The organism is Methylobacillus caricis, assembly GCF_020532705.1.
Lineage (GTDB): Bacteria > Pseudomonadota > Gammaproteobacteria > Burkholderiales > Methylophilaceae > Methylobacillus > Methylobacillus caricis.
Genome location: NZ_JAJAVD010000001.1, coordinates 650992 through 671506, shown reverse-complemented (window position 1 = coordinate 671506; position 20515 = coordinate 650992). Strand labels below are relative to the sequence as shown.

The 20515-nt window shown below is 50.2% G+C and carries 17 protein-coding genes; 1 reads left to right on the top strand and 16 read right to left on the bottom strand.

Annotated elements, in window-relative coordinates:
- Positions 1-113: 113 nt before the first annotated feature.
- The 6 genes from LG200_RS03210 to LG200_RS03185 form a co-directional block, all read right to left on the bottom strand.
- Complete coding sequence (locus tag LG200_RS03210) at positions 114-3476, bottom strand: TonB-dependent receptor domain-containing protein (protein WP_226756154.1); 3363 nt, start codon at positions 3474-3476, stop codon at positions 114-116.
- Positions 3477-3587: 111 nt separating this feature from the next.
- Positions 3588-4529, bottom strand: a complete 942-nt coding sequence (locus LG200_RS03205) for a FecR domain-containing protein (protein ID WP_226756153.1) — start codon at positions 4527-4529, stop codon at positions 3588-3590.
- Positions 4530-4550: 21 nt separating this feature from the next.
- The gene (locus tag LG200_RS03200; protein WP_226757288.1) at positions 4551-5111 is read right to left on the bottom strand and encodes a sigma-70 family RNA polymerase sigma factor; all 561 of its coding nucleotides are present in this window, start codon (positions 5109-5111) and stop codon (positions 4551-4553) included.
- Between the two features lie 372 nt (positions 5112-5483).
- A complete protein-coding gene (locus tag LG200_RS03195) occupies positions 5484-9104 on the bottom strand; it encodes a TonB-dependent receptor domain-containing protein (protein ID WP_226756152.1) in 3621 nt (1206 codons plus the stop codon).
- A gap of 129 nt (positions 9105-9233) precedes the next feature.
- Positions 9234-10193, bottom strand: coding sequence for a FecR domain-containing protein (locus tag LG200_RS03190; RefSeq protein ID WP_226756151.1), 960 nt, complete (start codon positions 10191-10193; stop codon positions 9234-9236).
- 6 nt (positions 10194-10199) lie between these two features.
- On the bottom strand, positions 10200-10709 hold the full coding sequence (locus LG200_RS03185; protein WP_226756150.1) for a sigma-70 family RNA polymerase sigma factor: 510 nt from the start codon (positions 10707-10709) through the stop codon (positions 10200-10202).
- A 276-nt stretch (positions 10710-10985) separates the two neighbouring features.
- Here LG200_RS03185 and LG200_RS03180 point away from each other — a divergent pair, with 276 nt between their 5' ends.
- Positions 10986-12152, top strand: a complete 1167-nt coding sequence (locus LG200_RS03180) for a GGDEF domain-containing protein (protein ID WP_226756149.1) — start codon at positions 10986-10988, stop codon at positions 12150-12152.
- 224 nt (positions 12153-12376) lie between these two features.
- Here LG200_RS03180 and LG200_RS03175 read toward each other — a convergent pair whose 3' ends face one another.
- The 10 genes from LG200_RS03175 to rpsD form a co-directional block, all read right to left on the bottom strand.
- The gene (locus tag LG200_RS03175; protein WP_226756148.1) at positions 12377-12772 is read right to left on the bottom strand and encodes a hypothetical protein; all 396 of its coding nucleotides are present in this window, start codon (positions 12770-12772) and stop codon (positions 12377-12379) included.
- A gap of 40 nt (positions 12773-12812) precedes the next feature.
- On the bottom strand, positions 12813-13178 hold the full coding sequence (locus LG200_RS03170) for a glyoxalase superfamily protein (RefSeq protein ID WP_226756147.1): 366 nt from the start codon (positions 13176-13178) through the stop codon (positions 12813-12815).
- A 22-nt stretch (positions 13179-13200) separates the two neighbouring features.
- Positions 13201-13767, bottom strand: a complete 567-nt coding sequence (locus LG200_RS03165; protein ID WP_226756146.1) for an RBBP9/YdeN family alpha/beta hydrolase — start codon at positions 13765-13767, stop codon at positions 13201-13203.
- A gap of 108 nt (positions 13768-13875) precedes the next feature.
- Complete coding sequence (locus LG200_RS03160; protein WP_226756145.1) at positions 13876-14556, bottom strand: DUF4197 domain-containing protein; 681 nt, start codon at positions 14554-14556, stop codon at positions 13876-13878.
- 70 nt (positions 14557-14626) lie between these two features.
- Positions 14627-17110 (bottom strand): glycogen/starch/alpha-glucan phosphorylase, encoded by a 2484-nt coding sequence (locus LG200_RS03155; protein WP_226756144.1) that lies wholly within the window; start codon positions 17108-17110, stop codon positions 14627-14629.
- Between the two features lie 261 nt (positions 17111-17371).
- Entirely contained in the window at positions 17372-17797 is a 426-nt protein-coding gene (locus LG200_RS03150; protein WP_226756143.1) for an ExbD/TolR family protein, read from the bottom strand.
- Positions 17794-18540: a MotA/TolQ/ExbB proton channel family protein gene (locus LG200_RS03145; RefSeq protein WP_226756142.1), complete on the bottom strand. Its 747-nt coding sequence runs from the start codon at positions 18538-18540 to the stop codon at positions 17794-17796. Before LG200_RS03145 ends, LG200_RS03150 begins: the two co-directional genes overlap by 4 nt.
- A 46-nt stretch (positions 18541-18586) precedes the next feature.
- Entirely contained in the window at positions 18587-19411 is an 825-nt protein-coding gene (locus tag LG200_RS03140; protein WP_226756141.1) for an energy transducer TonB, read from the bottom strand.
- Positions 19401-19559 carry a hypothetical protein gene (locus tag LG200_RS03135; RefSeq protein ID WP_226756140.1) on the bottom strand — a complete coding sequence of 53 codons (159 nt, stop codon included), beginning with the start codon at positions 19557-19559 and terminating at the stop codon, positions 19401-19403. The genes LG200_RS03140 and LG200_RS03135 overlap by 11 nt, the downstream gene beginning before the upstream one ends.
- Before the next feature lie 314 nt (positions 19560-19873).
- Positions 19874-20491: a 30S ribosomal protein S4 gene (rpsD, locus tag LG200_RS03130; RefSeq protein ID WP_226756139.1), complete on the bottom strand. Its 618-nt coding sequence runs from the start codon at positions 20489-20491 to the stop codon at positions 19874-19876.
- Positions 20492-20515 lie beyond the last annotated feature (24 nt).

Here is a 20515-nt window from a genome sequence, read left to right as displayed (position 1 = left end):
GCAATAGCAAGACAAACATCGCTGACAGGACCAATGCCCAACTTTCATGCGCCAACAGGCTTCGCAGTCGGCGCTTGAAAGCTATAAAACGAGCGTGCAATACCATCACATGATCAATTATTTCCGGGATTGAACTCATACGTTAGTGTCAACCATGCAGCCCTGGGAGCGCCAGGTGCCACGAAGTTGGTGTTCTGCCAATCTCTTGAATTGTAGTTGAACCCGCTGGGACCAATCGCACCATTAATTGAAGGTGAAAACGGGTTTGCACCAAGCTGGCTACCAGAATAGTACTCGCGATTAAAAAGATTATTGATCCGCAGCCCCAGGGTTAGCCCCTTGTCCAGCTTGTAAGTGGTGGTCAAGTTGAATATGGCAAACCCTGGCGTCGTACCCTTTTGATAGTAAGGCTGACCAACTATAGTTGAAGGCTGCGCATCACATTGGAAATATCCCGTGAAATCCCCAGTGACCGGATCGAATGCCGGATTGCAACTTGCGGCGATCTGGCCTAATTGTTCTGCAGCAGGGCCTTTGCGGTGTTCGTTGTTTTCGTTGCCGCGGGCAATGGCGCTGGAGCGCATGATCATGCTCAAGCCGATATCCCAGCGGTCGGTCACGTGGAAATTGACGGACGCATTCAGGTTATGCAGCGGAATGCCCGGCATGCGGCTGCCAGGTTCGACCTTATATTGCCGGAAGCTGGATTGCCCATATTTGTTGTAATAAGCCGGATTCTTGGGGAAACCCAGATGATAGCCGCCGTTGTCATCCTCAATATATTCGTACATGCCAGGCCCGACACCATCGTTAGGGTCAAAATTGGTGCTGCTGTTGGAAAGGTTGAACATATGGAACGGGCTTTCGAACGTGGCGCTGGTCAAACTGTAGCTCAGAGAAAATTCGGCGCGGCCGGCGCTTCCTGACAAACCGAATTCAAGCCCCTTGCGACGCGTATCGCCAATCGTGTCGAAATAATTGCGCGATGAAGACAGGCTGGTGAAGTAAATATCGTCCTTCAGATCAGTCTGATAGGCGCTCAGGTTCCACTTCCAGTTGTTGGAAAATACGCCACGAATACCTAGTTCATTGGTAGTGGACTTGATTTGAGGCAAATAAGGATCACCCGAAAGCTGGGACGGCAATGTGCATGCGCCAGCGCTTTGCAATTCGGGATCGCTGCTGTAGGCGCAACCCAGCTCGATAACGGATGGCGCCCGCGTTCCCTGGCTCCAATTGCCGTACACATTCACATTCATAGTAGGTGAATATGTAACGCCGAGTGAAGGATTGAGCGAGTAATAGGAAAATTTTTCCTTATGGCCATCCAGGGTGGAGCGGCTTCCGAAATTACCATTAGGCCGGTAATAGCCGTTCAAGCCACTGGCGCGAGCATCATCGGTCAGCGTTGAAGTGGCATTAGGCTCGGTCGGACAGTTGGCCGGATCCTGGCACAAAATAACGTCAGGATTAGCCGCAAAATCCTTGAGGTTGTGCAGCTCGGCGAAGCCGGCAGCAGTGCGGGACTTCAGATTATTGGTGACATGCGTTTTGTTATACCTGGCTGAAGCGGAAAAATTCCATTGCTGCACTGGAGACCAGGTTTCACTGAAATAAAGGCTGGCTGTTCTTGAACTCCCGTCAAAGGCATTATTGGTAATGTCATGCGAAGCTGCATAGAACTCGGGAGAAATATTGGCCGGATCAAGATAAACGTTATGCGAGGCATCGATCAGAGCCAAACGCGAAACACTGCTGTAGTCCGCATACGCTGAGTCGAAAGATACCCCCGTCATGAACTTGTGTTTCTCCAGGTTCCAGTTGAACTGGACCGCACCGCCGTTGGTCACTTGGTCGATAGATGTGGTATCAATCTGACCAATAGGCGTTCCGTTAACGACACCAGTGCCATTTCCACCATATCCAAGATCACCATTGGCGCCATTCCGCATTTTCAATGACTCCAAAGTTGCTTGCCTAGTCGTAGGATTGCATACACCAGGTGCATCGGTAGGGTTATTGATCGGGGGGAGAGGCGTACCCCATGGGGAACCGTTTGTTGTGTCCCATATCCCGTTTCCATCCAGATCCTGGTACTGGCACAAAGGCAAGTTATTGCTGGGGGTTGAGGTTTCCCTGCCGAAGTCATAGGTGCCTACCATGTCAGGGAAAGCCTGGTAGAAATCGCCATTGACGGAATGGCGCTTACTCCTCCGATGATATAACTGGCTCGTAATATTGAAAGTGTCCGACACATCGAATGCGCCCGATATCTGGAATTGCAGCAACCGGTTCTTGGTTTCGTCGGGCGATGTAAATACACTCTCAGGCCTCTCATCATACAATTCTTTTGGAATCATTCCGTTACCTACGAGATCATTGCCGACATACAGCGAGGAAAGCCCCAGTTTCAGCCTATCATTACGCCACTCCACCTTGCCGAAAAACTGGTTCACGCGCGAAGGAGAATTATCACGCCACCCATTTTCATCAAAGATGTTGACAGCGGCATAGCCGGCCAGAGCGCCGTTGCTTCCACCGGCTTCCGCCTGCAGCTGTTTCCGGTCAAAAGAGCCGCCTGTCAAATTGGCAGACAGCACATTACCGTCAAAACCGCTTTTGGTCCGGACCGATAATGCGCCGCCTAGCGTATTAAGCCCAAAAACTGGATTGGAGCCTGGAAACACATCAACGCTGGTAAGCGCATTGAGCGGGATCATGTCCCAGTTCACCACATCGCCAAACGGTTCATTGACACGTATGCCGTCGAAGAAAACCGATAGCCCTTGCGGCGTGCCAAGCTGCGGCCCGGCAGTAAAGCCACGATAAGTGACATCCATCTGGAACGGATTGCCTTGGTAGTCATTGACATTGACCGATTGAAGCCTGGAATTCATGAGCCCAGGCAGGCTTAACTCATTGGACTCCTTGATTTCCTTTGCGCTGATACTCTGGACATTGCCTGGAATCTGCTCTTTGGCGAGCCCGAGCCCTGGCATAGGCCCAATCTCGTAGAAGCGTTTGCCGCGAACTTCAATAGCAGCTACCTTGAAATCTATCGAAGATCTTTCACCGGGCAGTTTGTCATCATTCAACACAGTTGCCCGCCTGAGTTGATAACGCCCTCCTTGGTCTTCAAACACTTCCAGCCCGCTTCCCCTCAGGAGCTCGCTAAACCCCTGCATCACGCCATAACTGCCTTTAAGGCCCGATGTCTTTTTATGTTGAGTCAAGGCCGAATCAAACGACAACAGCACGCCGGCATTACCGGCATACAGCGTCAGTGCCTGGCTCAGGTCACCGGCAGGAATGCTGTACGATTGCACAGGAATGGCCTTGTTCAATGGTTCTGCTGTCGTTGGCAGTGGATTGAGCACACTGGCAAACAAGACCAGCATCAATAACCTGGAATTGTGTTGCCTTGTGCCCTGCTGTTGGGTCTTTTGCACAACAGCGGATGAAATGTTTCTAGCCATGAATCTCTTTCCCTCAAGTTTCGAATCTTTTGCTGAATACGCCAATTGAGGTGGCTAAAAGGTATAAAAAAATATTGAATATTTTTTTGATATAGCTTAGAAAATCACTGGTTATGCTGGTTTCAAGGTCACCCAATAACGCGTTAAGAATTCAATACGCAAGTGATAGGTATCTTGCAGACTTATCAGGATGCCATCGAGATCATCAAGCGGGAAAGCGCCTGAAACCGGCATTGAGGCAATGGAAGAATCGCATCGCAACACACCTGTGTGATAACGCCCCAACTCTGCAAGGAAAGTTTGCAAAGGCATGTCGTTGGCGCTGAGGATACTCTTCACCCATAGATCAGCCCCTGATAACAAGGGTTTGATCTCGCCGACATGTTCGTTATCAAAATTGGCGGCTTGATCTGCTTTAACAAGGGTCTCATGCGCACTATTTCGTGCAGGATTGATCCTGACGGCATGCTCAAATACATTGACCGAGATATGGGTGCCATGATCGCGGACGCTGAACTTTGTACCCAAGGCGGTCACCATGCCATGACGGGTTTGCACCTGGAACGGCACCAGAGTCCCTGCGGGATGCCCGGTTTCCACCATGATCTCACCCTTGATCAGCACCACCACGCGATGGCCGGCATCATAAACAGTATCAATCGCAGTGCCCGTATTGAGGACAATCACGGTTTCATCCGGCAAAGTCCAAGTGCGGCGTTCACCCTTTGCGGTTGAATAATCGGCCAACATGGCCTGCCATGGGCGTTCACGATAAACCAACGCTCCGCTGCCACCCAGCACAAACACGAACCCAATGGTTTTGAGCATTTGGCGACGCCCTACTTGTCGGGCACGCGGCAGCAGTACAGCATGCCCAATGGACGGATCAAGCCCATTGAACGGCATATTCACTTGTTGTATTGAAGCCCAGGCATCACGATGACGGCTGGAGACAGCCAACCATCGTTCAAACTCCAGCCTATCCTGAGCCGTGACATCCGTATCATGCAAACGGATATACCACTCCGTAGCGGCTTTCAACAAATTAGACATCCAGGCCTATATCCCGAGACATCATTGCACTTGCGCACAATGCAACAAGGCGCGGGCAATATATTTCTTGATAGAAATCACACTCATGCCAAATTCTGCGGCTATTTCAGGATAGGTCATTCCATTCAGCTTATGCATTAAAAATGCCTTGCGCACCTTGATGGGAAGACCATCGAGCATCCGGTCAATCGCCACCAGCTTTTCAAGGTTCAGCAAATATTCCTCAGGAGAAGGGACAGCCATTTCCTGTCCATTACCTAAGGCCACCATGGCATTCAAGTAAGCATGTTCAATATCCCGCCGGCGCAGGAAATTCACCATAATGCCGTGCGCAATCCGGGTCAGGTACGCCCGGGGCTCGACAATCTCCTGGGCATTGCCTTGCAAAAGCACCCGGATGAAAGTGTCATGGGTCAAATCTGCCGCATCAAAACTTGATCCGGTTTTTTTGCATAGCCAAGCATGCAACCATGGCCGGTGCCGTTGGTAAAACTCCTGGACTAACCCTTGCTGCAATAACTGGCTGGAAGACATGGCACTACACCCGGTCACATTTATGTCATAACCAAGTGCAATTACCATACCTAGCAATGAAATATCATTAACATTTTGTTATATATAGAGATAATCAGTCGACCTCTTACTCCAAACAACCACCATCGGCTAAATACAGCCAATTATGGTTATATACAGCCATCAAGTCCAATAAAAACCAAATAGTATCAAGCAACGCTACAAAAGCCAGCAATAAAACAAATCAGCTGAAGTTAATACATACATCAATACAAGCTCACAATCATCATTCCAAATTCAAATGCCAGCAGCAGGAAAAATAATCCAGGGAGGATGATGAGCCAACTTTGATGATCAAACACCATCTTGAACCAATGCCTGGCTATCAGAATAGCTTTTCTCGCAATGTCCATGCTGCTTAGTATCAAAATTCAAAAGTTGCTATTTTCTTGGATCAAACTCATAACTCAAGCTAATCCATGCAGCCCTGGGCGCGCCTGGTGCTAGGAAGTTAGTCATTAGCCAATCATTCGAATTAAAGTTATAACCACTTGCCCCTATAGCCCCATAGATTGAGGGAGAAAATGGGTTCCTACCCAATCGGCCTGCCGTGAAATATTCCTTGTCAAATATATTGTTGAGACGGAGCCCCAGCGTCCATTCGGAATTGATCCGATAGCTGGTTTGCAAGTTGAACACCATATAGCCAGGGGTAGTGCCCGGATTGTTCGTGGTTTGTCGGGCTACGGTAATTGGTTGTCCTGTAATGGCATCTTCAATCGTGTCATAAATAACTTCACCAGCTTGGTGCTTGTTATTTTCATTGCCACGTACAAAAGCAAATGAATGTGCGACGGCAGTCAGGCCGACTTGCCATTTCGGAGTGACCTGATAACTCAAAGTGGCATTGATATTATGCAAAGGAACGCCGGGCATGCGGTTACCCGGCTTGACGTGGATGCGGCGGCTATAGTCGTGATTGCCATAGAACTCTTCCGCTGAGCTACTGTTATCATTGGCTGGCATAAGGAAAGAATCTTGGAAGGTGGCTTCTGTCAGGGCATAGTTGAGCCTTAAACGCCATTTCTCGAATGCAGCAGTAATCCCAGCTTCTAGCCCTTGGCGGCGTGTATTGCCGATAGTGTCGAAAAAGTTGCGATTGCCAGGGTAGCCGATCATATAGATGTCATCCCTGAGATCGGTCCGGTAGACCCCGAGATTCCACTCAACATTATCGTTAAATCTGCCTCGCATACCAAAATCCCAGGAAGTTGCCTTAATTTGAGGTAGATAAGGGTCGCCAGACAGTGTAGTGGGTAGGGAGCAGGCACGGTTTTCTGCCAAGCTTCGTGGCGCGTATACCAGAGACCCATCAGGATTCATGCTAATTGGCGTGGGTGTTTTGTCGAATGCACAACCCAACTCCACGACAGACGGTACACGAGTGCCTTGACTTACATTGCCATATATATTGAGGTCAGGTTTGACTTGCCAAGAAGCACCAAGGGAAGGATTGAGTGAGTAGTATTTGAATTTTTCTGTTTCAGCCGCATTCAAGAGATTGGATGCATCTGGAATGGTATAGCCGGTGGTCGGATTATTGGCACAATTTGGCCAAGTCCCCAAGCATACATTGTAATAGTCAGGGAATGCCTCTAGTTGTGCTAAATCCCACACATAAGTGCCATAAGTACGCGATGCAATCTTATTCTTGCCACGAGTTTCGTTATACCGCAGGGCCCCCGTAATATGCAGAGTTTCGATAGGACTCCAGGTTTCACTGGCATAAATGCTCTTGGTAATCTGGTGGCCCTTGAAATTATTATTGCTGACATCTCCACTGGCTGCATAGTATTGATCACGGATTTCATTAGGGGCGAGATAAGCATCTCGTTCAGCATCTAACATGCCAAACATCTGGCTACTCTTATAGGTGGCGGATGGAATATCCACTGAGGCGCCGACCATGAACTTGTGTTTTTCAAAATTCCAGTTGAACTGGATGGAGGCGCCATCGGTTTCCTGGTCGATTGTGGTATCAGTGAGCACCGCGGTTGGGGTGCCTTCGACATAACCTGTGCCTGTGCCGCCATAAGCGGCACCATCCACTGTCATTGGAGTACCTGCAGGACCGGGAATGGTTAAGTCATCACTATTAGCATCACCTTGACAGGATGCGGCGTTGGCAGGAGGACGAATCAACAGAACATGCTTCACTCCAATGTCGTCACCAGCAATAGGATCATTTCCCTCACCGTCTGGTGTGTAGTAATAGAAATTTAATAAGCTTGACGTAGCAAGAAGTCCAGGCAATGTTGCACTTTTTAGGTTGGAGAGTGTTACGACTGTTGGGTAACTGTACTGCGGGCCTTCTACAGAGTAATCCGCTGTGGGCTGGGGTGGGGGAAGATTGCTTCCTTGTTCGGTACTAGGAGTAAAAAGATTATTTTGGTTCCAGTTTTGGTTGTATTTCATCATTTCCTGAGCATATTCAACAAAATAATCAGGTAAGTCCTGATTAATTGAGCTTGCTGGCAAACTTGCAAAAGCCGCATCAACCGAAGGAGATAAAAAGAACTGAACCAAAGGGTGACTAGGATCTTGTGCAAACAATGCCCCCACATTTTGAATACCGTTGGGTACTTCGACTACGGCATAATCAGGCAATCCGTATGCATTCGTACTATTAAATATGCAGGTATATTGTTCTCCGGGATTCAGGTTGCGCTTAACCAAAGAATTGTCCCATTCCGTATAGACATCTGCCCCTTGCTGCTTACGTTTGCTGTTCCTGCGATACGCTTGTGCCGTAATAGTGAAGTTGTCATTGACGAAGTAACTGCCCGAGAGCTGGAATTGCAATAGACGGTTATCAGTGGTATCCGGTGAAGTAAAGACGCCGTTCCTATCCTGCTTGTACATTTCGCTCGGGAGAAGGCCGTTGCCCACGAGGTCATTCCATACCACCAGGGTGCTCAGGTTAAGGTCCAGCTTGTCTCCCCGGTAGCTGCCCTTGCCAAATACTTGATTGACCCGGCTCGGGGAGTTCTCGCGCCAGCCATCCTCTAGAAAGATATTAGCAGCGCCAAAGGCACCCACAGTGCCATTGTTCCAGCCGCCAGAGGCTTGCAACTGCCGTCGACCGAAGGAGCCGGTGAGTACTTCAGCATCAACACCTGGATTACTGAAACCATCCTTGGTTTTCATGGAGAGGGCACCACCTAGGGTCCCTAAACCAAAGATAGGATTGGAACCGGGGAAGACATCAAAGCTGGCCAGAGCATTCATTGGCAGCATGTCCCAGTTCACGACATCACCGAAGGGCTCATTGACGCGGATGCCATCAAGAAATACGGATAAACCTTGAGGAGTGCCAATCTGGGGACCTGCGGTGAAGCCGCGGTATTGCACATCCATCTGGAAGGGGTTGCCCTGATAGTCGTTGACGTTAACTGACTGGAGTTTAGAGTTCATGAGATCGGTCAAGCTCAAGGCATGGGCTTCCTTGATATCCTTGGCAGTCAGGCTTTGGACATTGCCGGGGATTTGCTCTTTAGTAAGGCCAAGACCAGGCAAAGGGCCGATTTCGTAGAAGCGCTTGGAGCGCACTTCGATGGCATCCACCTTGAAGTCTATTGAGGATTTTTCGCCAGGAAGTTTTTCACCTTCAAGCATGGTGGCGCGCCTAAGCTGATAACGTCCATCTCCATCTTGTACCACTTCAAGGCCGCTGTCTTTGAGAATGATGGCAAAACCATCAGACACGCCAAATTGTCCGCGCAAGGCCGGGCTGCGCTTGTCTTGGGTCATGATGGGGTCAAAGCCAAGCAGGACACCAGATTCAGCAGCATAGGCTGGCAAAGTTTCACTCAGGTCACCCGCAGGAAGATTGTAAGATTTTGGGGGAATGGTTTTCAGCAAGGGCTCTGCTGCTATGCTACTGGTGACAGCCCCCAACAATGTCAGCGCGCATAGATGTGCCCATGCTTTCAGAAAGTGCTGTGAGCCCGCTTCACAATACTTTCTGGAATTCAGCGGTTGATCTTCCCTGATGCTCTTCATTAACTCCCCCTGATTCATTAATCAATCTTGTTCTGCTGCTATGCCGAACGAAAATGAAAATCCGGAAAGTTTCCTTGAAAATTTTTTATGCAGGAGGCATTGAGATCAGAAGAGGATTGCCAAAAATTCTCAGGCAGGCTTGATATTGACCCAGTAGCGGGTAAACCGGTCTATGCGCACAGGCAGGGTCGCTTCAAGGGTTTGCAGTATCGCTTCCATATCCTGCAAAGGGAAAGAGCCCGAGATAAGCAAGCCCCCTACTGCAGGATCGCAGCGCAGGACGCCTGTTTTGTAGCGAGAGGCTTCATTCACAAACTCGTCAAGACGCATTGCGTAGACCACCAAAATACCGTTGACCCAGGACATTTCTGTTGCCTTGACCTTGCTTTTGGCAGAAAGGGACGCGGCGCTGAATTCCATGGACTCCCCTGCCTGCAAGACAATGGAGCGCTTGTCATGGTTTTTGGGCTGCACTTCCACTGCACCCTCAAACACGCTGACTTTGGACAGGCTGGATAAATCCCTGACGCTGAATCTGGTACCCAACGCAGTGGCCGTACCATGGCGACTTTTCACCTGAAACGGGCGGTAAACCGGCAGGGTCTCATGACCAGTTTCGATAAACACTTCTCCCCTGATCAGCTCGACAGTGCGTGCAGTTGCTGAAAAATGGATGTTTACCGCCGAATCAGTATTGAGGTACAAACGCCCTCCATCAGCAAGTTGTATCTCGCGCCGCTGACCCACTGCTGTACTGTAATCCGCCAGCATTTCACGCCAGGGCTGCTCTTTATAGGCATACAAACCAACGGAGCTTGCACTGAGAAACAGTGCGAGGTGTTTGATAATCCGGCGCCGGTCCGCAGATGGCGGCAATTGCAGGGTTGCCAGGCCAATCTCGCGAGGTACCTGGCTAAACTGCTGCGTCACTTTTTCCAGTGTTTGCCAGGCTTGAAGGTTTTGAGGATCAGCGGCTGCCCAGTCCTTCCAATTGGTAATCTCGCTTTGGCTGGCCTCGCCAGAGGCTAGCCTGGCATACCAAGCGCTGGCTTGCACCATGGCTTGGGTTGGTCTCTGCTGATCCGTCATATTGGTTTAATCTTGCAATAGCATCATGCATTGCAACATGGCTTTTGCCACATAGTTGCCGACTGTACGGGTGGAAACGCCCAGCCTGCCGGCGATCTCGCCATAACTCAAGCCCTCCAGTTGCAACAGCAAAAATGCTGTGCGTACTTTGGGGGGCAATCCATCCAAGAGCACATCAAGCCTGATGAGAATTTCCAGCATCATGGCACGGGTTTCTGGTGATGCCACCTCGGCAGGGGTAAAATGTGCCAAGGCATCAAGGTAAGCCCTTTCAATATCACGGCGACGGATATGGTCTACCATCAGCCCATGGGCAATATGGGCAAGATAAGCCCTGGGCTCACGCATGGCGGGCATATCGGCTTTTAGCAGAAGATTAAGGAAAGTATCCTGCGTAAGGTCGGCAGCCCCGGTGGGACAGCCTAGTTTCCTGGATATCCAGCCACGCAACCATGAATGATGCTCTTGATAAAGCAACTGGATGTTGCCGTACCGGGTAATGATTTCATCTGGCATGAGTCTTGACCTGAAGCCGGGTGTTGTTAAAACTGAGCAATATCAATGCCATTATTTAACATGATGATTCGCAAATATTTTTTTAATCCATTATTGTTGAATTGGCTATATACAACCAATTAACAACCAATTGCAGCCAATTTATAACCAATTGACAATCATTTTCGCAGATTACACTTAAATGAATAAAAAAATCGTCAATCTAAAAGGCGGCCTTCAAAGTTTTGGCTATAATCCCCACACTTCTAACAGGCCCTTTTATACAGCAATGTTCATATGCAACTTGATGTAAAAACCATATTCTTCATTACAGGCCTGCTGGTGAGCACAACTGGCATGGTGCTATGGGGGTTGGCCGCTACCGGTCGCTTTGACCGCTGGCTGAAATACTGGGGCATAAGTAACCTGTTTGCTGGATCAGGGGTATTGTTGCTGACGTTCCGCGACCAAATCCCTGACATCTTCAGCATTGTTGTTGCCAACATGCTGACCATCAGCGGCTATTTTCTGTTGATGGTGACTGTTCACCGCCTGTATCACCGCAAAGTGGCTTGGCAGCCGCATTTGCTGCTACTCGCAGTGACTACAGCGTTTTTCCTGGTCATGCAGGACTCCAGCCAGTTCTACTCTGAACGTGCTGCCATCAGTGCGGCTATTTGCGGTTTTTACTGCGCCCTGGTGGCACATACCACCCGGACGATTGCACGGGAAGAAGATATCAGCTCGGCCTATCTGGTGACCGGCATATTCATCTTTACAGCACTGGTATTTGGATTGCGCATGCTGGCCGCCCTCACTGATCACATGGGAGGTGAATCAGTATTTTCACCAGGCGGGGTCAATATGTGGATGATCCTGCTGGCAGCAATCGTGACCCCATTATGGAACATGTCCATGCTGCTGATGATCATGGAGCGCATCAACCGGAACTGGATAGGCCGCGCCTTGCGCGACCCGCTTACATCGGCATTGAACCGTGCAGGCCTCAGCGCTGCCATGGAAAATGCAATCCAGGGCCAATCGGACAAGTCATCCACCGCTTTGCTGCTGGTGGATATTGACCACTTCAAGCAGGTTAACGACAAACTGGGACATGCACATGGGGATGAACTGCTGCGTATGTTTTCAGATATGGTGCGCAGCCATTTACGCGGATCCGACCTTTTTGCCAGGCAAGGCGGCGATGAATTCGTGATTCTATTGCCAGGCAGTGGCGAGAAAGAAGGCCGGGAGGTGGCTGAGCGCCTGCAAAAAGCCTTTACGCAACCCACCTGGAAAATCAAGACTGCCGATATCGCCCCAACTCTCAGCATAGGACTGGCCGTCACCAAAACCGACCAGTTACCGCAATCACTACACTCCCTGTTACAACAGGCGGATGCCGCGCTTTATCAATCCAAGCAGGGCGGTAGGAACCGCATTACCAGCGTACAAATCGCTTGAGCCGGAGAATAATGAAACAGGCGTCATTGGGCTGCCCCATCCTTATCCTCGGCCTCCTGCTCATCTGTATGGAATACTTTCTCGGCGCCTGCAATATCCTCATACTATTGAAGCTGCAATTGGATAAGCGCCGGGAAATGTTCTGAATATCTATATGCTAGTCCTCAGCACTAAAGCATTTCACTTAGTCTGACCAATAAGCCAAATCACCAATTAACTATACATCAGGACTTGTACAGCCAGAGCAGGCCAAGCAGCATGGCAAGAGTCAGCACCACTACCACCCGCGCCAACCTGGAAATGCGCAAGCGATTAGCCTCAATACGTGCCACCAATTGTTCGTTCTGGTCGGCAAGGGTTTTAAGCAACTCAGAAGAATTCAGCATCTGCATATGCAAGTCTGCCACCTTGTTTTCCAGCGCTTCTATGCGTGCATCCTTGGCATCAGGCGTTTCCAGTTCGGTATATGGCACTTCTTTGTCAACCGGAAACTGCCCTGCCTGCGGCTTGTGAGCTACTGCCTCCCACAGACGGCGCGCGCCTTCAGCAATAGCGGGGGCTTTACGGATCACTTCAGCCCATGGCACATTTCTCAATACAGTCAGCCATACGGCGGCCATCTAATATTTCCTTTCAACTCTGACCAGTCCGGCCAGCTTCTTATGACGACACCGTAATAAAACTGAGGCGGTTGCCATCAGGATCCACCATCAGCATATTACGCACTGTGGGACCCAGATCATTGCCCGGCGGCTCCATTACATGCAGTCCCTGTTCCAGGAACTCATGATAGACAGCATCCACATCCGGCACGTAAAAATGCACCAAGGAGCCAAAGGCACAATCACCGGTATGTTCCGTCAAAAACACTTGCATATCGCCACGTGTAATTGCCGCAAAAATAGGAAAACCCGGCTCGAACTGATGGGTCCAGAGTTCGCTGAAACCCAGTTTTTCATAATAAGGCTTACTCAAGAGGTAAGAGGCCACACGTATTGCCGGGATCACGCTTTGTGAAGGTTTCACAATTGCTCCTTTTCGCTAACCATTACGCTGGTTCAGACATGATTCTCATCAACACGTCATAAATGGCAGGAAATTCGGTGAAACCATCCTGCTCCATGAAATGCCCACCTTCCTCAAACAACTCCCACTCAGCCCCAAGCCTGTCACTCAACCGAAGTGAGTAAGGGTAAGGCACGATATTGTCATCCTTGGCCGCGACGACTACCCTGTGTCTGCTTAACTTGATGAGATGCTCAAAATCCAGAGGGCTTGCAGTAAAAGGGTCCACCTCGGGTAAAAAACTCAAGTGCTCAGCAAAGCCTGACACCAGCACCATGCCGCCTATCGGCGTTGTTTGGCTCATCAGGTGCTGCAATAAGGTGATGCAACCCAGGCTATGCCCAACAAAAAAAGTATGTTTGTCATGCTGCTGAATATTGACCTGCAAATGCTCAAGCCAGCCTTGTACCTTGGGCGAATTGGGGCCGGGCAACTCCGGCACATGGACCGTGGCCCCCTCCTGCTCCAGCGCCTGCTTCAACCAAGGGAACCAGTGACTTTGCGGTGAGGCTTGGTACCCATGGATGATGTAAATAGTTTTTGCTTGCATGACACACCTTGAAACTCAATGCAAAGTTAGAACATTTTAAGATGTTTAGTTCTCTGCATATGCTGCAAATATCAAAGTGGCCCGGCAATATGACGATTTAGATGCCAGCTATTTGACTGCGCCAAATACCTTTTTCAGCAAACTGCTTGCCTGACCCATCGGGTCTTTGCGTATGGCCTTTTCTTCCTCGGCCATCATGAGGTAAACCCCGTCCAGGGTTTTCTGGGTCACATACCGCTCAAGATTGGCTTGGTCTTTTTTCACCAACCCGTATTTGCTGCCCGTTTCTGCAAACTTGTTGTATTGCTGGGCCAAATCGACGTTTTCCGTCGCCTTTTTCACAATCGGGAGAAATTTATCCGCCATGGGACCCGAAGTAGTTTTACGAAAATACTGGGTGGCGGCATCTTCCCCGCCAGTAAGAATATCCTTGGCATCCTGCACGCTCATCTGCTTGACCGAATTCACCAGCAGGGTTTTGGCCTCAGGTACCGCCGCCTCGGCAGCACGGTTCATCTTCAGCACCAATTCATCCGCCTGTTTGCCCATGCCGAACATGCGCATTGCTTTCTCGGCTTTTTGCAGGGATTCCGGCAATGGGATCTTGACTTGAGGATTCTTCAGAAATCCATCCACTGAACCCAGCTGACTCACTGCCTTATCGGCCGCCTGAACAAGTGCCTCTTTCAAGCCCTTGCTGGTGTCAGCATTGCTGAGATCACTCAAACCAAGCGCAGTAGCCTGGGTAGCAAACAAAGCAAAACCCAGGGCGGTGATTAGATAACGCATGATATCTCCTGCAGTGTTCTGAAAAACCATAGTCTACCTGCGTTCAATCCCTCATGCGCATTATCTCGAGTTAATGTTTCACCCGCTTTACATGCCAGATTTTGTCAGCATATTCGCCTATGGTTCGATCACTGGAGAACTTGCCCACGCGGGCCACATTCAGAATCGCCTTACGGCTCCACTCCTCCTGATCCCGATACAGTTTGCCTACCGCCTCCTGGGTTTCAACATAACTGGCGTAATCGGCCAGCAGCAGGTAATGATCCCCATTGGCCAACAGGGCATCCGAAACAGCCTGATAGCGATCCGGCTCATCCACACTGAAAAAGCCGCCAACAATCATGTCGAGCGCCTGTTTCAACTCCGGATTGCCGTGATAGTAATCCCAGGGGTTGTAATTGTTGGCTTTCATCTCGGCCACCTGTTCTGTGGTCAGGCCAAAGATGAATATATTGTCCTCGCCCACCTCCTCACGGATTTCCACATTGGCGCCATCCAGAGTTCCTATTGTCAAGGCACCGTTAAGCGCCATTTTCATATTGCCGGTGCCAGATGCTTCAGTACCCGCTGTGGATATCTGCTCGGAAAGGTCGCTGCCAGGGAACAGGAGCTCGGCGGCAGATACTTCATAATTGGGATAAAACACTACCTTGAGCTTGTCTCCAATCGCAGGGTCTTCGTTGACGATGGCGGCCACATCGTTAATCAGGCGGATAATCAGCTTAGCGAACCAGTAGCCTGGGGCTGCCTTGCCTCCAAAGATCACCGCACGAGGCGTGACATCGTTGGCCTGGCCATTACGAATACGGTTATAAAGCGTGATGATATGCAGAACATTGAGCAACTGGCGCTTGTATTCATGAATCCGCTTGATTTGCACATCGAACAGGCTATCCGGGTTCAGCCTGACTCCGGTCAACTTCTCAATCTTTTTTGCCAGGCGTTCTTTATTGGCACGTTTGATCTGGCGGAATGTCTTGCGGAAATCGGCATCCCCGGCCAAAGGCTCCAGCTTGCGCAATTGGCTCAGATCATGCTGGAAATCGCTGCCTATCACTTTGTCGATCAGGCTGGTCAGGCCGGGGTTGCACTGATTCAACCAGCGACGCGGGGTAATGCCATTTGTGATATTGATGAACTTGCCGGGGAAGATGCGGTTGAAATCCGCAAACAGTGTGGTTCTCAGCAGCTCGCTGTGCAATGCGGCCACGCCATTCACCGTATGGCTGCCAATCACTGCCAGATGGGCCATGCGTACCCGGCGCCCCTGGGTTTCATCAATAATGGAAACACGGGTCAATAACTCTGTATCACCCGGGAAGTGATGGTTTACGAACTGCAGGAATTCATAGTTGATGCGGTAAATAATTCCCAGATGACGCGGCAACAGCTTGTCAACCATCTCGACAGGCCAGGTTTCAAGGGCTTCAGGCATCAGGGTGTGGTTGGTGTAGGCAAATACCTTGCCTGTGATTTTCCAAGCCTGATTCCAGGATAAATGATGCACATCCACCAGTTGGTACATCAGCTCCGCCACGGCAATCGCAGGGTGGGTATCGTTAAGCTGAATGGCGACCTTGTCCGGCAATGCATTCCAGTCATCATGCTTGGCGAGAAAACGGCGCAGGATATCCTGAATGGAAGCCGAGACAAAGAAATACTGCTGTTTCAGCCGCAGCTCACGCCCCAGGACTGAAGTATCATTGGGATAGAGTACCTTGGAAATGTTTTCATAGGCATTTCGTTCTTCTACCGCTTTTTCGTAATTGCCATCATTGAAATGGGCAAGGTCAAACTCCCTCGCCGCCTTGGCCGACCATAGACGTAGCGTGTTCACGGTCTCAGTGTCATAGCCGGGAATCGGCATATCGTGGGCAATGGCAAGAACGCTCTCGGCATCCACCCAGTGGTATTCAGTGCCTTTCGGTGTGGGAAATTCCACCACGCGGCCATAGAACTTGATGGGATATTGACTTTCAGGGCGCTGGAACTCCCAGAGGTTGCCATAACGCAACCAGTTATCCGGGTTTTCCACCTGTTGGCCCTGGCTGATGGATTGGCGGAACATGCCATATTCATAACGTATGCCATAACCAGTGCCCGGAATATCCATGCTGGCCATTGAATCGAGGAAACATGCCGCCAGGCGCCCCAGGCCGCCATTGCCCAGCGCTGCATCGGTCTCGAGCTCAACAACATCCTCCAGCTTGTGCCCAAGTGCCGTTAAACCATCCTTGACTTCATCATTGATGCCCAGATTGAGTGCAGCATTCTGCAGCATGCGTCCAATCAGGAATTCCAGGGAGAGGTAATAAACGCGCTTTGGATCCTGCTCGGCATAGGCTTCTGCAGTTTTTACCCAGCGTTCCACCATATGATCGCGTACGGTATGGCCAGTAGCGACGAACCAATCCCTTGGTGTTGAAGCCTCGCTGGTTTTGAAGGCGGAAAAAATCAGATGGTTTTGCAGTGCTTGCGCAACCGGTGTTTTCTCGGTAGTAATCACAGGTGTGGTCGCGGCTCTTGGCTTCTTGGTGTCTTTTGCAGATGTCATATGGCGTCTTTCCGTGTGCGTTTACAAACATGCTACCCATGTTCTCAGTTCAGTAGCAAACCAATGTTGAACGGCAAAGATGAAATTTATACGAGGCTCAATGCATTATAAGCCAGCAAAAATCAGGCCACTACCTTGAGAAACCGGGCTAACTCATTACAAGACTACAGCGAAACATAAAAGTTGAAAATAATCTGGAAAATGGGCATAAAAAAAGGGATAAGCTGCCTTATCCCTTTTTTGATTCAGCTCGAAACCGATTTATTTTGGTGTTGGATCGCTCACGAAACCCAGCTTCTGCACGCCCGCATTTTGTGCATAAGCCATCAGTTCAGCCAGCACCTGGTAACGAGTTTCCTTGTCTGCGCGGATATGCAGCTCAGGCTGAGGTTCCTTGTCAGCCACTTCATGCAGCTTGGCATTGATTTCCTCCAGCGTCACGGGCTGGTCATTCCAGTACATGGTGCCTGCAGTATCAATCGCCACATCGATAATCTCCGGCTTGTCCGGGGAAGGCTGGCTGGTAGCCTGCGGCAAATCGATCTTGACCGCGTGGGTCAGCAATGGTGCGGTAATAATAAAGATCACCAGCAACACCAACATCACGTCAACCAAAGGCGTAGTGTTGATTTCGGACATCGGCCTTGAATGGCTTTCTCCCCCGCCAATACCGCCGCCCGCAATCATGCTGAAACCTCTTTCAACTTGGTTGCAGACCTGATCTGCGCGGCGCTGGGCGGCGTATTACCAGCATTCAGCGGAGCGCCAGTCGTCAGAAGAATATGTAAATCATTGGCAAAACCTTCCACTTCTCCCAGGATCACCCGGTTACGGCGTACCAGTGCGTTATAGGCAAGTACGGCAGGAATAGCAACCGCAAGGCCCAAAGCCGTCATGATCAATGCCTCGCCCACTGGGCCCGCCACCTTATCCAGCGTTGCCTGGCCGCTCTGGCTGATACTGGCAAGCGCATGGTAGATGCCCCATACGGTACCGAACAAGCCGACAAATGGCGCCACACTGCCGACCGAAGCCAGCATGGTCAGGCCATAGTCCATCTGTTCGCTTTCCTTGGCAATCTGACGACGCATTGCACGTGCAATGAATTCATCCTTATTGCAAGCGTCTTCAATGTTTTTCGCAACATGGTTCTGGTGGTGATCTGCAGCCTCAACAGCCTGGTTGGCCACTCTTGATACGGGTGTTTCCCCGCTGTTGTGACGCAGGGCTGAATCCAAAGATGGCGCCTGCCAGAAGTTGTTGTTGTATTCGCGGCTTGCACTGCGAATAGTCAAAGCCTGGTAAAACTTGACTACCATCAAGTACCAGCTGGCTACCGACATAAACACCAGAATAACAGCCACCAGCACGGAAACCGGGCCCCCGGCCAGGATAAAGTCCAAGCTATTAAATTCGTATGCGCTTTCCATATTGCATTGATCCTATATTTAAAATATGACGACTTGGTTGAACTGCTTAATCGGAGATTGTGAATCTCACTGGTGCAATCACCGACACCTTCATCGGTTTGTTATTGCGCTTGTAAGGGTTAAACCGGGATTTCTTTGCAGCCTCCAGTGCTGCCTTGTCCAGCCGCTCGGAACCACTGCTGGTCTCAATCTGGATAGACTCAGGCACACCTGTCTCCGAAATCAGCATGCGTAGCATCACCACACCCTGCTCACCCAGCCTTCTTGACATGGCAGGATAGACTGGCAGCTCCTGATGAGAGTAAGAAACCCCTGAAATCGAAATTTCAGGAATGGGCTCATCTTTTGGCTCGGGCTTCTTGACGGGCTCCACTCTCTCCGCTACCACTGGCGTATCTTTTACCGGTGCTTGCGATGGTGCCTGTTTCTCTACAGGAGCGGGCTCACTCACCTCCTTGGTCACTTCCTGAGCCTGCTCTACCGGCTCTGGCGCTTCTATCGGTACAGGCTTGTCCACCACTTTTGGCTTGGGCTTAGGTTTCGGCTTGGGCTCGGGCGGCTTTGGTACAGGCTGTGGCTCAGGTTCCGTGATTGCCACCTCCGGGATGGGCTCAGGGCTTTGCACCAAGCTGACCATGATGGGCGGTGCCGACTCCTCACGATGTGGTTCCCTGGTAGAAATTACCACCAGTGAAGCAAACACAACCGCGTGGGCCAATATAGTGAGGACCAGCGTCTTGCCTGAGAATTGACTTTCATCCTGTGATCGGGAAGCGCGTTTTGGTACCAAGCTACGGATTGGGTAATGACTCAATTGCCCCTCAACATGTTGTTCTCTTGAAAGGCGCGCTGATTGTGCATCAATGGACATTTTTGACGCTTGTAGTGAATTGACTCTGAGATTTTGCGGCACTGTAGACAGCAAGCCTGGCAACAGCCTCCTGCATCATTTCCGCCAGGGAATTGAATGCATGCGCTTCAAGCCTGAGGCTCAAGGCCCCCACTTCAATTTCAGCCACATTGCATTCTTCACAGTACGACACTTTGCATCCATCACTTCCAGCAAGCACTACACGCCTACAATTATTCACTGTCTTCATCGTTATCTCGGCCGCTCTTAAGTCATCTGCATCCTGGATGCAACTGATGTTGGCGCATGAAAGGCATCAATCAGCCTTCCATTGCAAGGAGCGAAAAATGATAACCATTCTCATATATTCAGTCAAGAATAACAATCATTCTAGCAGCTAATCTTTGGCAATTCTAACAAAAAGAAAAGGCCGCAATTGCGGCCTTTTTCATTCTGGACTCTACAAGAAAGCCAAAGCAACCATTACAGACGGTTAGCGTAGTACTCAACAACCTGTTGAACATCTACAGGGAATGGTACATCTTCCGCTGCTGGCAAGTGAGCAACCTTGGCTTGCTGGGCTTGCTCAGCCCAGGACAACCATTCTGGACGAATCAAAGGCATGCTGGCCAATGTTTCAATCACAATAGGCAGCTTGGTACTGCTGGACTTCAGGGAGATCTCATCACCTACGCGCAAGCGGATGGATGGAATGTTTACGGACTTGCCGTTGAGCAAAACGTGACGGTGTGAAACCAACTGACGGGCTGCAGCAATGGTCGGTGCGAAACCTGCACGGAATACCACGTTATCAAGACGGCGTTCCAGCAGTTGCAGCAATGTTTCGCCAGTAGGGGACTTGCCCTTACGCGCATCAACCACTAGGCGGCGCAGTTGCTTTTCGGACAGGCCGTAGTTGAAACGCAATTTTTGCTTTTCTTGCAGCTTGACACCGAAATCGGACTTCTTGCGGCGAGTAGCCTTGGCACCGTGCTGACCCGGAGGGGTAGGACGGGCTTCAATGCTCTTGCGTGACAAGCCAGGCAGATCAATACCAAGTGCGCGCATTACTTTAAGACGTGGGCCGGTAAATCTAGACATACTTTAAAACTCCTTTAATTGGTT

Coding starts and splice junctions, on each gene's coding strand:
- LG200_RS03185 (WP_226756150.1), bottom strand. CDS start 10,709: ATGCCAGATGAAATCATTACCCGGTACGGCAACATCCAGTTGCTTTAT.
- LG200_RS03160 (WP_226756145.1), bottom strand. CDS start 14,556: ATGCGTTATCTAATCACCGCCCTGGGTTTTGCTTTGTTTGCTACCCAG.
- rpsD (WP_226756139.1), bottom strand. CDS start 20,491: ATGTCTAGATTTACCGGCCCACGTCTTAAAGTAATGCGCGCACTTGGT.
- LG200_RS03190 (WP_226756151.1), bottom strand. CDS start 10,193: ATGACGGATCAGCAGAGACCAACCCAAGCCATGGTGCAAGCCAGCGCT.
- LG200_RS03180 (WP_226756149.1), top strand. CDS start 10,986: ATGCAACTTGATGTAAAAACCATATTCTTCATTACAGGCCTGCTGGTG.
- LG200_RS03165 (WP_226756146.1), bottom strand. CDS start 13,767: ATGCAAGCAAAAACTATTTACATCATCCATGGGTACCAAGCCTCACCG.
- LG200_RS03150 (WP_226756143.1), bottom strand. CDS start 17,797: ATGATTGCGGGCGGCGGTATTGGCGGGGGAGAAAGCCATTCAAGGCCG.
- LG200_RS03195 (WP_226756152.1), bottom strand. CDS start 9,104: ATGAAGAGCATCAGGGAAGATCAACCGCTGAATTCCAGAAAGTATTGT.
- LG200_RS03155 (WP_226756144.1), bottom strand. CDS start 17,110: ATGACATCTGCAAAAGACACCAAGAAGCCAAGAGCCGCGACCACACCT.
- LG200_RS03140 (WP_226756141.1), bottom strand. CDS start 19,411: ATGTCCATTGATGCACAATCAGCGCGCCTTTCAAGAGAACAACATGTT.
- LG200_RS03175 (WP_226756148.1), bottom strand. CDS start 12,772: ATGGCCGCCGTATGGCTGACTGTATTGAGAAATGTGCCATGGGCTGAA.
- LG200_RS03210 (WP_226756154.1), bottom strand. CDS start 3,476: ATGGCTAGAAACATTTCATCCGCTGTTGTGCAAAAGACCCAACAGCAG.
- LG200_RS03200 (WP_226757288.1), bottom strand. CDS start 5,111: ATGGTAATTGCACTTGGTTATGACATAAATGTGACCGGGTGTAGTGCC.
- LG200_RS03145 (WP_226756142.1), bottom strand. CDS start 18,540: ATGGAAAGCGCATACGAATTTAATAGCTTGGACTTTATCCTGGCCGGG.
- LG200_RS03205 (WP_226756153.1), bottom strand. CDS start 4,529: ATGTCTAATTTGTTGAAAGCCGCTACGGAGTGGTATATCCGTTTGCAT.